This is a genomic window from Streptomyces sp. GC420, assembly GCF_009916105.1.
In the GTDB taxonomy this organism is placed as follows: domain Bacteria; phylum Actinomycetota; class Actinomycetes; order Streptomycetales; family Streptomycetaceae; genus Streptomyces.
Window position 1 is genome coordinate 1 of the sequence record NZ_JAAAXQ010000225.1, and the last position, 13,421, is coordinate 13,421.

6 protein-coding genes and 1 pseudogene are annotated in these 13,421 nt (G+C 73.4%); all 7 read right to left on the reverse strand.

Annotated elements, in window-relative coordinates:
• The coding region (locus GUY61_RS24460; protein WP_279576846.1) for a biotin carboxylase N-terminal domain-containing protein at positions 1-382 on the reverse strand (382 nt) is incomplete at its 3' end.
• A 58-nt stretch (positions 383-440) separates the two neighbouring features.
• Positions 441-647: an acyl-CoA carboxylase epsilon subunit gene (locus tag GUY61_RS24465; protein ID WP_243766725.1), complete on the reverse strand. Its 207-nt coding sequence runs from the start codon at positions 645-647 to the stop codon at positions 441-443.
• Positions 648-656: 9 nt separating this feature from the next.
• Entirely contained in the window at positions 657-2,207 is a 1,551-nt protein-coding gene (locus tag GUY61_RS24470; RefSeq protein ID WP_166632403.1) for an acyl-CoA carboxylase subunit beta, read from the reverse strand.
• Positions 2,208-2,209: 2 nt separating this feature from the next.
• The gene (locus GUY61_RS24475; RefSeq protein WP_166632404.1) at positions 2,210-3,733 is read right to left on the reverse strand and encodes an FAD-dependent monooxygenase; all 1,524 of its coding nucleotides are present in this window, start codon (positions 3,731-3,733) and stop codon (positions 2,210-2,212) included.
• Complete coding sequence (locus GUY61_RS41925) at positions 3,730-4,572, reverse strand: thioesterase domain-containing protein (protein ID WP_398956723.1); 843 nt, start codon at positions 4,570-4,572, stop codon at positions 3,730-3,732. Before GUY61_RS41925 ends, GUY61_RS24475 begins: the two co-directional genes overlap by 4 nt.
• A 63-nt stretch (positions 4,573-4,635) precedes the next feature.
• Positions 4,636-9,336: pseudogene (locus GUY61_RS24480) on the reverse strand (type I polyketide synthase); the annotation flags it as partial.
• A gap of 21 nt (positions 9,337-9,357) precedes the next feature.
• On the reverse strand, positions 9,358-13,421 hold a 4,064-nt coding region (locus GUY61_RS24485), incomplete at its 5' end, for a type I polyketide synthase (protein WP_166632406.1).

The following is a 13,421-nucleotide window of genomic DNA, read 5'->3' on the forward strand; positions in this document are numbered from 1 at the left end:
GGGCGCCGGCGCGCTGGGCGATGTGGCGGGCCGCGACCTTGTCACCGAGGTCGCGGATGGCCTGCGGCGGCGGGCCGATCCAGATCAGTCCCGCGTCGATGACGGCCTGGGCGAAGTCGGCGTTCTCCGAGAGAAAGCCGTAGCCGGGGTGGACGGCGTCCGCACCGGACTCCCGGGCTGCGGCCAGGACCTTGCCGATGTCCAGATAGCTGGTGGCCGGGGTGTCACCGCCCAGAGCGAACGCCTCATCCGCGGCGCGAACATGGACAGCGTCCCGGTCCGGGTCGGCGTAGACGGCCACGCTGGCGATCCCGGCGTCGCGGCAGGACCGGGCCACGCGGACAGCGATTTCGCCACGGTTGGCGATCAACACCTTGCGCATGCGTCTTCCGTAGGTTTCGGGGTGGCCCCACGGGCGTGGGCTGATGAATGGTTTCTCGTCACACGTGCTGCCAGGAGCCGGCCGGCAGGTGGGCGGAGCGCCGGCCCCGGGCCCAGCCGGCCCGGTGTGGCAGCCCGGCCGTCCCGTCCGCGTCTCCCCCGGGCCCCGCCGTCCCGCCGGACTGCTGCCTGGCGAGCAGCACCGCGAGGACGGCGGCGAGGTCCTCCTTGCTGGGACTGCCGCGCACCACCGACAGATCGTTCATCAACGCTCCTTACGCCGGGGGGTTGCCATGCTTGCGGGACGGGAGGTCGGCATGCTTGGAACGGAGCATGTCCAGCGACCGGATCAGTACCTGCCGGGTGTCGCGCGGGTCGATCACGTCGTCGACCAGGCCACGCTCGGCCGCATAGTACGGATGCATCAGCTCCGTCCTGTACTCCTTGATCTTCTGCCTGCGCACGCTCTCGGGGTCGTCCGCCGAGGCGATCTCCCGCCGGAAGATCACGTTGGCGGCGCCCTCGGCGCCCATCACCGCGATCTCGTTGCTGGGCCACGCCAGGGAGATGTCCGCGCCGATCGAACGGGAGTCCATGACGATGTAGGCGCCGCCGTAGGCCTTGCGCACGATCAGCTGCACCCGGGGCACGGTGGCGTTGCAGTACGCGTACAGCAGTTTGGCTCCGTGCCGGATGATGCCGTTGTGCTCCTGGTCGACGCCCGGCAGGAAGCCGGGCACGTCGACCAGGGTGACCAGCGGGATGTTGAAGGCGTCACACGTGGAGACGAAGCGTGCCGCCTTCTCCGACGCGTGGATGTCCAGGACCCCGGCCACCGAGGCCGGCTGGTTGGCGACGATACCGACCACATGTCCGTCCAGGCGTGCCAGCGCGCACACGATGTTCGTCGCCCACAGCTCGTGAACCTCGAAGAACTCGCCGTTGTCGACGATCTCCTGGATCACCTCACGCATGTCGTACGCCTGGTTCGGGTCGGTGGGGACCAGGTGCAGCAGGGACTCGTTGAGGCGGTCGGCCGGGTCGGCGCTCAACTCGACCGGCGGCACCTCCCGGTTGTTCTGCGGCAGCAGCGAGAGCAGGTACCGGACCTCCTCCAGGCAGCTCACCTCGTCGTCGTAGACGAAGCCGGCGACGCCGGAGGTTCCGCCGTGGACGTCGGCGCCGCCCAGACCGTCCATGGACACCTGTTCGCCGGTCACGGCCTGCACGACATCGGGTCCGGTGATGAACATCTGCGAGGTCTCGCGGACCATGAAGACGAAGTCGGTGAGCGCGGGCGAATACGCCGCACCTCCCGCGCAGGGACCGAGCATCACGCTGATCTGCGGGATCACACCCGAGTTGCGGGTGTTGCGCTGGAAGATCCCGCCGTAGCCCGCCAGCGCGGTGACGCCTTCCTGGATCCGCGCGCCGGCACCGTCGTTGAGGGACACCAGTGGTGCCCCCGCGGCCTCGGCGAGGTCCATCAGCTTGTGGATCTTGGCGGCGTGGGCCTCGCCCAGCGCTCCGCCGAAGATGCGGAAGTCGTGCGCGTACACGAACACCGTGCGTCCGTGCACCTTTCCCCACCCGGTGACCACTCCGTCGGAGTGCGGTCGGCGCCGTTCCATGCCGAACGCGGTCGACCGGTGCCGCCGCAGGGTCTCGATCTCCTGGAACGTGTCGTCGTCCAGAAGCAATTCGATACGTTCGCGGGCGGTCAGCTTGCCCTTGGCATGCTGCCGCTCGGTCGCTTGCGGGTCGGGACCCTGACGGGTCAGCGACTTCAGTTCGCTCAGTTCTGCCAGGCGCTCATGTGCCAGCATCGCTACGCTCCTTCGCGGCCTGGGGTCGTGGACGGGTCCGACAGCGCGATGCGGGCCAGCAGGCGCCCGGCATCCGCGAGTTCGGCGGGGCTGGTTCCCGAGGCTGCGACATAGCCGTCGGGCCGCAGGAGCAGGAAGCCCGAGGATCGCCGAACCGTGTGGTCGTGGCGGAGCGGCACGGGTGACGCTCCGGCGAACGCCCGGCCACGCCGGTCCGCTCCGCCGTCGGCCGGACCCAGCGTCAGCAGCCGGAATCCGGAGGGACCGTCCACTGCGGCGGGCGGCACCCAGTGCGGAGCCCGCCGGCCGGGCTGGGGCAGTCGGCCCGGCCGGGCGGCCGCCGGCCGGTCCGCCTTCCGTTCTCCGTGCGGCGGCCGCTCGGACAGCGTGTCCGGGTAGTGGACCCGCCACCCGGCCAGCAGCGGCACGAACCAGCGGCGGAGCAGGCCCGTTGCCTCAAGGGCGCTCCACGCCGTGTTGCGGACCCGGGCCGCCGCGGGGCCGAGTGTGAAGACCTTCAGGAACTGGTGGGTGGCACGGACGATCTGCTCGGCAGCCTGGCGCCGTTCGGGCTCGTAGGTGTCGAGAATCCGCGGATGCAGCTCCCCGTTGATGACACCCGCCAGCTTCCACGCCAGGTTGTGGGCGTCCTGGAGCCCGAGGTTGAGTCCCTGCCCGCCGAGGGGTGAGTGCGTGTGGGCCGCGTCTCCCGCCAGGAAGCAGCGCTCGGTGTGCAGGACCGAGGCGATCCGCTCCTGGCTGGTGAACCGGTTGACCATGTCGAGGTCGTCGATCGTGATGCCGCCCGGGCCACGTTCGTCGAGGAGCTGCTGCACGCCCTCGGGCGTGACCGGATGACTGTCCGGGACCGCGCCGGAGACCCGGATGCGGTCACCTGGCATGGCGGCGAAGACCACCGAGCCCGTACGACCCAGGAAGTAGTGCACGGCGTCCCGTTCGAACGCGCCGTCGATCCTGCCTTCGGCGAGCAGGAAACCCGTGGTCACCGGGGAGCCGACGAAGTCGATGCCCAGCTTCTCCCGGACGGTGCTCCGCACTCCGTCGGCGGCGACGAGCCAGTCGGCCTCGATCACCTCCGGGCCGTGCGGTGTCTCGGCCTTCACGGTGACGACGCCCGCGGTGGTGGCCACGTCGGTCACGCGGACGGATCGCTCCACGCGGCCACCGGCCCGTTCCAGGGCGGCCTCCAGCAGCCGGCTGGTGTTCTCCTGGGGGAGCATCAGGGGCTCGTTCTCCGTGCCGAGCGCCACGCGCAGGGTGCGGCCGCCGGCCAGGTGGTAGCTCGTGGAGCGGATCCGCAGCCCTTCCCGCTCGGCCTCGTCGAGGATGCCGACCTCCTGGAAGACACGCAGGGTGGGCGGGTGGAGCTGGACGGCCCGGGATCCGGTGTGCGGCTCGGTCTGGGCCTCCACGATGCGCGCCTCGACGCCGCGCTGCCACAGCGCGCACGCCACGGCCAGCCCGACCGGTCCGGCTCCCGCGATCAGGACGGGACTCCGATTCATGCCGACTTCTCCTTTGCCGAGGTGGTGGTCGCGGGCACTGCGGGGGACGTGCTGTCGAGCCACGTGTGGACGGTCCGCGCGGTGGTCGTGGCGTGCTCCTCGATCATCGAGAAGTGGTCGCCCGGCACCTCGACGGCGTCGTGGCGCCACGGCCAGGTGGACTGCCCGCCGCCGTCGAGCGGTCGGGGGGCACCGGGCACGGGCTCGGCGGGCCGCACGAGCAGGACGGGCGCCTTGACGTCGGCCGGCTGCCAGCCGGAGAGGAGATCCAGGTAGCGGCCCATGGCGGTGACGCGGTCGGTGCTCAGGGGCGCGAACTCCCCGAGTCGCTCCGCCATGCCCGCCATCAGCGCGGGGCCGATCCCCGTGAGCGCTGCGCTGTCGGGCAGGAAGGTGTCGAGGAGGATCAGCGCCTCGGGGAACACGCCCTCGGCCTCCAGCCGCGCGGTGACCGCGTGGGCGAGGAGACCGCCGGACGAGTAGCCGACGAGGGCGAGGGGGGCGCCGTCCGCGCGGCGGATCACCGCCTCGGCCGCCGCACCGGTGATCGCGTCGAGGGCCGCCGGCAGGCGTGTGCCCTCCACGAAGCCGGGCAACGCGAGCGCCGAGACGTCCCGGTCACCGCCGAAGGGGGCGGCGAACCGCGCGAACTGGTGCGGGCCGGAGGTGGCGAGGACGGTGGGGAAGCAGATGAGCGAGGGCTGCCGGCCGCCGGTGGCGACGGTCACCGGGTCGGGGATGTCGGCGGGCCCGGGGACCTCGAAGGACGGACGGCCGCCCGCCGCCTCGGCGATCCGGTCGTGCAGCGTGTCGGCCCGGCCTTCGGCGGCGGCGCACACGTACTGCGCCGCCAGGTCGTCCGCCGTACCCGCCGGGTCGCCGTCCCGGCCGAGTTCGTCCCGCAGGAAGCGGGCCAGGGCGTCCGGGGTGCGCCGGTCCAGGATGACCCGGGCGGGCAGCTTGCGCTGCAGTACGGCGTCCAGGCGGTTGCGCAGGGCGACGGCGCCCACCGAGTCCATGCCGAGTTCGAGGAGGTCCCGTTGGGCGTCGACGGCCTGGGGGTCGTCGTGCCCGAGGAGGTCGGCGATCTCGGCCCGCACCAGGTCGAGCAGCAGTGTGAGACGCTCGGCCGGGCTCGCCTCCCGCAGCTTCGCCAGGACTGTCGCCGTGGCGCGGTCCGCGTCCGCGGAGCCCGCGCGCTGCAGCGCCCGCCTGACCTCGGGGATGCCGCCGAGCAGCGGCCCGGGACCCCCCGCGGCCAGCACCCGCAGATAGGTGTTCCAGTCGACGTCGGCGAGGACCAGGGCCGAGGCGTCCTCGTCGAGTGCCTGGCGCAGCGCGGTGAGGGCCCGCTGCGGGTCGATCGGCGGCAGTCCGCGCCGGGTCAGCCGTTCGCGCCGGGTCTGCGCGGCGGCCGCCGCCTCGGCCTCGGCGGGTTCCTCGTCCCACACACCCCAGGCCAGCGAGGTCGCGGGCAGGCCGTGCGCCCTGCGGTACTCGGCAAGCGCGTCCAGGTAGGCGTTGGCCGCCGCGTACGCGGCGAGTCCGAGACCGCCGCCGAGGGCGGTGGTGACCGAGGAGAACAGGACGAACGCCGACAGGTCCAGGGTGCGCGTCAGCTCGTGGAGATGACGCGCGCCGAGCGCCTTGGTGCGCAGTACGGCCTCCAGCCGGGCGGGGGTGAGCGTACCGAGCGCCTCTTCCTCCAGCAGGCCCGCGGTGTGGAAGACGGCGGTGAGCGGCGCCTCGTCCGGCAGGTCCGCCAGCAGGCCGGCCAGGGCGTCGCGGTCGGCCGGGTCGGCGGTCGACACGGTCACCCGGGTGCCCGAGGCCTGGAGTTCGGCGACGAGGTGCTCCGTGGTGTCGGAGGAGGCCTCCGGCGCGACGGTCAGCAGCAGGTGCCCGGCCCCTGCCCCGGCGAGCCGGCGGGCCAGGTGCGCGCCAGGTCCGTGGGTGCCCGCGGTGATCAGGACGGTGCCCCCTGTCGGCAGGCCGGCGGAGGCGGTGCCGTCACCGCCCCGCGGGGCACGCACCAGCCTGCGGGCGAAGAGCCCGTGGGGCCGCAGCGCCAGCCGGCTCTCCTCCCCCGCTCCGGCGAGGACCGCGGCCAGTCGGCCCAGGTCCCGCTCCGCGGGTGCCTCCGGCAGGTCGACGACACCGGCCCACAGGTGGGGCACCTCCAGCAGCGCGACCTCGCCCAGCCCCCACACCTGGGCCTGCACGGGGTCCTCGACGCGGTCGGCGGTGCCGGTGGCGACGGCTCCGCGGGTCACCGACCACACACGGCGGTCGAGGCCCGCGTCGGACACGGCCTGCAGGAGCAGCAGGGTGCCGGCCAGGCCGTGCGGCAGCGCGGGGTGCGACTCGTCGGCCGTGCCGTCCAGCGGCAGCAGCGACAGCACGCCGGCGGGCGGCTCGTCGCCGGTCGCCTCGCGCAGCCGGGTGGCGAGGTCCGCGCGGTCGGTGCCGGGTTCGACGACGACGGTGCGCAGGCAGGCCCCGCCGTCCTCCAGCGCCCGGACGATGGCCCGGACGAGCGGCGTGTCCGCGTCGGTGGCGGGTACCGCGACCAGCCAGGTGCCGGCAAGGGCCGCCGGCAGGGGGTCGCCGACGGGCTGCCAGACGGCCTTGTAGCGCAGGGAGTCCAGTCCCGCGTCCAGGCGGCTGTCCCGCCACCAGGACGCGAGGGCGGGCAGCACCGCGCCGAGCGGTTCCGTGTCCACGCCGAGCACGACGGCGAGTGACTCCAGGTCCTCCCGTTGCACGGTCTCCCAGAACGCGGCCTCGACGGCGTCGGCGGAGGCGGGGTGCTGTTCCGCTGCGGGCTCCACCCAGTACCGGCGGCGCTGGAACGCGTACGTCGGCAGCTCCACCCGGCGGGCCGTGCTGCCGGCGAAGGCGCCGGTCCAGTCGACGGGGACGCCGCGTACATGCAGTTCGGCGAGCGAGGCGTAGAAGCGCTCCAGGCCGCCGTGGTCCCGCCGCAGTGTCCCGATGACGGTGGTCTCGGCCTCGGTGCCCTCGGCGGTCTCCTCCACGCCGAGTGCGAGCACCGGGTGGGCGCTCGACTCGACGAAGACGTCGAATCCGTCGGAGAGGAGCTTGCGCACCACCGGTTCGAAGCTGACGGGGCGCCGGCAGTTCTCGAACCAGTAGTCGGCGGTCAGCTCGGAGCCGTCCAGCACCTCCCCGGTGACCGTGGAGTACAGCGGGACGCGACCGGCCCGGGGGCGTACGAACTCCAGCAGCTCGGCGATTCGACCCCGGAGGCGGTCGACCTGGGAGCAGTGCGAGGCGACCGTGGCGGGGATGACCCGGGCCCGTACGCCCTCCGCGGTGAGGGTGGCGACCAGCTCCTCCAACGCCTCGGGTTCACCCGCCACCGTGACCAGGCACGGACTGTTGATGCCGGCGATCGACAGCGCGTCGCCGTAGGGCCGGAGCCGCGGCTCCACTTCGGCCCGCGAGGCTCCGACCGAGGCGACCGCGCCGCGGCCGACGAGTTCGTCGGCGAAGAGCTGCGAGCGCAGGACGATGAGCCGGGCCGCGTCCTCGAGGGTCAGTGCCCCGGAGACGACGGCCGCCGCTATCTCGCCCTGGGAGTGGCCGACGACCGCGTCCGGCTCCACACCGTGGGAGCGCCACAGTTCGGCCAAGGACACCATCACCGAGAACAGCACCGGCTGGACCACCTCGATGCGGTCCAGTGAGGGGGCGCCCTCCCGCTCGCGCAGGACGTCCTCCACGTCCCAGTCGACGTGGGCGCCGACGGCCCTCGCGCAGTCGCGCAGTCGGTCCGCGAAGACGGGTGCGCTGTCGAGGAGTCCGACGGCCATGCCGGACCACTGGGAGCCCTGGCCCGGGAAGACGAAGACCTTCCGGCCGTGGTCCCGCGCGGTCCCGCTCACCACCCGGGCGTGGTTCTCGCCGGTCGCGAGGGCCGTCAGACCGGCCGTCACGGAGTCGCGGTCGCCGCCGATGACGACGGCCCGGTGCTCGAGCATCGCGCGGGTCGTGACGAGGGAATGACCGATGTCGGCGAGGGCGTCCCCGGGGTGCGCGGACAGGTGGGCGGCGAGCCGGGCGGCCTGGGCCTTCAGGGCGTCCCGGCCGCGCGCCGAGACCAGGATCGGCAGCTCGGCCGGTGTGCCTGCCCCGGTCCGCCGCACCTGTGCCGCGGCGGGGTCTTCGGCGGGGGCCTGTTCGAGGACGACGTGCGCGTTGGTCCCGCTCATTCCGAACGCGGACACGGCGGAACGGCGGGGGCGGCCCGTGTCGGGCCACTGCCGCTGCTCGGTGAGCAGTTCCACCGCGCCCGACTCCCAGTCCACGAACGGGGTCGGCTCGTCCACGTGCAGGGTGCGCGGCAGCACGCCGTGCCGCATCGCCATCACCATCTTGATCACGCCGGCCGTGCCGGCGGCGCCCAGGGTGTGGCCGATGTTCGACTTGATCGACCCCAGGTAGAGCGGTTCACCCTCACGGCCCCGGCCGTAGGTGGCCAGCAGCGCCTGCGCCTCGATCGGGTCACCCAACCGCGTACCCGTGCCATGCGCCTCGACCGCGTCGACCTCGTGCGCCGCCAACCCCGCACCCGCCAACGCCCGCTGGATCACCCGCTGCTGCGACGGACCGTTCGGCGCGGTCAGACCATTGGACGCACCATCCTGGTTGACCGCACTGCCCCGCACCACCGCCAGCACCCGGTGACCGAGCCGCCGCGCGTCGGACAACCGCTCCACCACCAGCACGCCCACACCCTCGGCCCAGCCCGTACCGTCGGCCGACGCCGCGAACGCCCTGCACCGCCCGTCCGGGGAGAAGCCCCGCTGGCGGCTGAAGTTCACGAACTCGGTCGGTGTGGCGAGGATCGTCACACCGCCCACCAGCGCCATGGAGCAGTCGTCCCGGCGCAGGGCCTGCGCCGCCATGTCCAACGCCACCAGCGACGACGAGCACGCCGTGTCCACCGTCACGGCCGGGCCCTCCAGGCCCAGGGTGTAGGACACGCGGCCCGACAGCACGCTGCGTGCGGCGCCCGTCATCTTGTAGCCCTCGATCTCGCCGGGGGCCTGCTGGAGCGTGAGCTGGTAGTCGTCGGTGACGCAGCCGGCGTAGACGCCGGTGCGGCTGCCGCGCATCGTGAGGGGGTCGATGCCCGCCCGTTCCAGCGCCTCCCAGGCGACTTCCAGGAAGAGCCGCTGCTGCGGGTCCATCGCCAGCGCCTCACGCGGCGAGACACCGAAGAACTCGGCGTCGAACTCCGCCGCCTCGTACAGGAATCCGCCCTGCCGGGTGACGGTCCGGCCGGTCCGGTCCGGATCGGGGTCGTAGAGGTTCTCGTCCCATCCCCGGTCGGTGGGGAAGCCCGCGATCACGTCGGCCCCGGACGCGACCACGTTCCACAGGTCCTCGGGGGACCGCACACCGCCCGGGTAGCGGCAGCTCATCCCCACGATCGCCAGAGGTTCGCGGCGCTTGTCCTCGGACTCCTTCAGGCGGCGGCGCGACTCCGTCAGCTCGACGGTCACGCGCTTGAGGTATTCCCGGAGCTTCTTCTCGTCAGGTGTGGCGTTCATTCGTTCCTCGCTGATGTCTGGCAGGTGTCCTGCCGTGCCGCCGGGTCAGGGGGTGCCGAGCTCGCTGTCGATGAAGGCGAAGATGTCCTCGTCGGAGGCCTCCTCCAGCTGCGCCGCGACGGCGGCGACCTCCTCGTCCTGGCCGGTCAGCTCCGCCAGGAGGGACTGAAGGCGGGCGCCGATACGCTCCCGCACGGCCTGGTCGCCGGAGTGCGCGGCTATCAGGGACTGCAGCTTGTCCAGCTCCTGGTCGACGGGCGTGCCCGTCTCCGCCGGCGCGATCTCGGCGCGCAGGAAGGCGGCCACCGCGGCCGGGTTGGGATGGTCGAAGACGAGCGTGGCGGGGAGCCGCAGCCCGGTCACCACGCCCAGCCGGTTGCGCAGCGACACTGCGGCCAGGGAGTCGAGTCCCAGGTCCTTCAGGGCTCGGGTGGCGGGAACCGCCTCGGGACCGGAGTGCCCCAGGACGGCGGCGATCTCCATGCGGACCAGGTCGGTCAGCAGACGTTCCTGTTCCGGCGCGGGCAGCCCGGCCAGGGACTGCAGCAGTGTGTCCGCTGCCTCGGAGGTGCCGGCTCCGCTCTCGCCGTCCGCCGGGTTCAGCGCCTGGTCAACCTCGGGCAGTCCGCTGATCAGCGGGCTGGGCCGGACGGCGGTGAAGGCCGGGGCGAACAGCTCCCAGTCCACGTCGGCGATGACGTAGGCCGCCTCGGCCTGTCCGATGCTCTCGGCCATGGCGTCGAGAGCGAGGTCGGGTGCCATGCCGGCGAGTCCGCGGCGGCGGAGCTGTTCCCGGCGGAGCTGCTCTGCGGCCGGGTCCGCCGCCTCGACGGCGGTGGACGGGGTGTCCGCCCACAGACCCCAGGCGAGCGCGGTCGCGGTCCGGCCGCCACCCCGGCGGTGCTCGGCGAGCGCGTCGAGGTAGGCGTTGGCCGCGCCGTACGCGCCCTGGCCGCCGCTCCCCCACACGCCGGCGATCGACGAGAACAGGACGAAGGCGTCCAGGGCCTCGGCGGCCACGAGGTCGTGCAGATGGGCCGCGCCCGCGGCGACGGCGCTCACCGTGGCGGCGAACTCTGCCGCGTCCGTCTCGGCCAGCGCGGCGGTGCGCGGGTCGCCGGCGGTGTGGAACACGGCGGTCAGCGGCTGCTCCGCCGGGATGCCGGCCAGCAGTGCGGCCACGGCGGCCCGGTCGGCGAGGTCGCAGGGGACCACGGTCACCTGCGCGCCCGCCGCGGACAGTTCCTCCAGCGTTTCCGGCAGGCCCGGGCCCTCGGCACCCGGGGAGTGGGTGAGCAGCAGATGCCGGGCGCCGAGGGCGGCGAGGCGGTGCGCGACCCGCGCGCCCATCCCCCAGGTGCCTTCGGTGACCAGCACGGTGCCGCGTGGCTGGTACGTGTCGCCGCCCGGCCGTCCCGTCACGGCGCGCACCAGTCGGCGCACGAGCGTACCGGCGGGCCGGATGGCCAGCTGGTCCTCGCCGGCGGGCTCGGCGAGCACGGCCGTCAGGCGTCGCAGCGCGCTGTCGTCCGCGACGGCCGGCAGGTCGACCACGCCGCCCTGGAGGTGCGGGTGTTCGAGTGCCGCGGTCCGGTGCAGGGCCCACACCGCCGCCTGGGCGGGGTCGTCCAGCGTGTCCGATCCACCCGTCGCGACCGCGCCCTGGGTAAGGAGCCAGAACCGGAGCGGCTCGGCCGTCTCGGTGACCGCCTGGATCAGCAGCAGACTCGCGAGGACGCCCCGGGTCACCGTGGGGTGGTCGCCGTGTGGGGCGGTGTCCAGCGCGAGCAGCGACAGAACGCCTTCGGCGGGTGTGTCGCCGGCGGCCTCGGCGAGCTGCCGCGCAAGCGTGTCCCGGTCGGTTCGCGCCGGGTCGACGGTCACCCGGCGCACTTGGGCGCCCCGTTCGGCCAGTGTCGCCTCGGCCGAGGCGATCAGGCCGGACCCGGAGAGTGCCGCCGGTACGACGACCAGCCAGGTGCCGGTCAGCGTTCCCTCGGCGGGCACGGTGGCGGGCCACCAGGCGGCCCGGTACCGCCAGGAGCCGGTGACGGAGCGCCGGGCGCTGTCCTCCCGCCACGAGGCGAGCGCCGGCAGCAGCTCCGCGAGTGCGTCGGAGCTGTCGATGCCGAGCAGGTCCTCCAGCGCCGCGAGGTCGCGCTCCCGGACCGCGGTCCAGAACTGCTCGTCCTGGCCGCCGTCGGCCTGCGGGGCGGGCGTCTCCAGCCAGTACCAGTGCCGCTGGAAGGGGTAAGTGGGCAGTTCCACCTGCTGGGCGCCGGAACCGGCGAACAGCGCCGGCCAGTTCGCCCGGACGGCTCCGTTCGCGTGGGCCTCGGCCACCGCGGCGGTGAGCGTGCGGGCCTGCGGCCTGCCGCGTCGCTGGGTGGCGAGCAGCAGCGGCTCGGTGTCGCCGGTCCCGCTCAGGCAGTCCTGCGCCATGGCGGTGAGTACGGCGTCCGGCCCCAGCTCGACATAGGTCTCCACTCCTTCGGCGTGCAGGGTCCGTATGCCGTCGTGGAAGCGCACCGCACGGCGGATGTGGTCGGCCCAGTAGTCCGCGGAGCAGGCCTCGTCGGCGGTGAGGACACGGCCGGTCACGTTGGAGACGATCGGTGTGACCGGTCGGGAGAACTCCACCTTTCCGGCGGTCGCGCGGAACTCGTCCAGCATGGGGTCCATGTGGGGCGAGTGGAAGGCGTGGCTGACGTTGAGTCGGCGCGTCTTGACGCCGGCGGCGTCGAGTTCGCCGGTGATCCGCAGCACCGTGTCCTCGTCGCCGGAGATCACCACGGACGCCGGGCCGTTGACGGCGGCGACGGACACCTCGGCCTCGTGGCCCTTCAGCAGGCCGGTCACCTCGTCCTCGGTGGCGAGCACCGACACCATGGCACCTCCCGCGGGCAAGGCCTGCATCAGGCTGCCGCGGGCGGCCACCAGGGCGGCGGCGGCATCCAGGGAGAGCACCCCGGCGACGTGCGCGGCGGCGAGTTCGCCGACCGAGTGGCCCATCAGGTAGTCCGGGCGCAGCCCCCAGGACTCCAGGAGGCGGAACAGTGCCACCTCCAGGGCGAAGAGCGCCGCCTGGGTGTGGACGGTCTGGTTCAGCAGTCCGGCGTTGTCCGTGCCGTCCTCGGCGAACATGATCTCGCGCAGCGGGCGGGCGAGGTGGCTGTCCAGGGCGTCGCAGACGGCGTCGAGGGCTTGGGCGAACACCGGGTACGCGGCGTACAGTTCGCGTCCCATTCCCGGCCGCTGGCTGCCCTGGCCGGTGAACAGGAAGGCCACCTTGCCGCCCCGGTCGGCGACGCCCGTGACGGCTCCGGGAGCGGGGCGCCCTTCGGCCAGTGCGGCAAGGCCGTCCCGCAGCTCCGCCTCGTCGGAACCGAGCACCACGGCGCGGTGGTCGAACATCGAGCGCGCGGCGAGGCTGAACGCGACGTCCAGCATCCGGGCGCCGGCGGCGGGCGCGGTGATGTGTTTGCGCAGCTGCCGGGCCTGGGCGGTGAGCGCTTCGGTGTTCTTGGCGGACAGCACCAGCGGCAGGACCGCCGGGCGGGGGCCGGTGCCGGTGGCGCCGTCGGTGCCGCCGCCGGTGGCGGTGTCGGTGGCGGCGGGGTCTTCGGCGGGGGCCTGTTCGAGGACGACGTGCGCGTTGGTCCCGCTGATACCGAAGGAGGAGACCGCGGAACGGCGGGGGCGGCCCGTGTCGGGCCACTGCCGCTGCTCGGTGAGCAGTTCCACCGCACCCGACTCCCAGTCCACGAACGGGGTCGGCTCGTCCACATGCAGGGTGCGCGGCAGCACACCGTGCCGCATCGCCATCACCATCTTGATCACCCCGCCGACACCCGCCGCAGCCTGCGTGTGGCCGATGTTCGACTTGATCGACCCCAGGTAGAGCGGTTCACCCTCGCGACCCCGGCCGTAGGTGGCCAGCAGCGCCTGCGCCTCGATCGGATCACCCAACCGCGTACCCGTACCATGCGCCTCGACCGCGTCGACCTCGTGCGCCGCCAACCCCGCACCCGCCAACGCCCGCTGGATCACCCGCTGCTGCGACGGACCGTTCGGCGCGGTCAGACCATTGGACGCACCATCCTGGTTGA

Excerpts from the sequence above, each read along its gene's own strand:
- GUY61_RS24465 (WP_243766725.1), bottom strand. The coding sequence starts at position 647 with ATGAACGATCTGTCGGTGGTGCGCGGCAGTCCCAGCAAGGAGGACCTC.
- GUY61_RS24470 (WP_166632403.1), bottom strand. The coding sequence starts at position 2,207 with ATGCTGGCACATGAGCGCCTGGCAGAACTGAGCGAACTGAAGTCGCTG.
- GUY61_RS24475 (WP_166632404.1), bottom strand. The coding sequence starts at position 3,733 with ATGAATCGGAGTCCCGTCCTGATCGCGGGAGCCGGACCGGTCGGGCTG.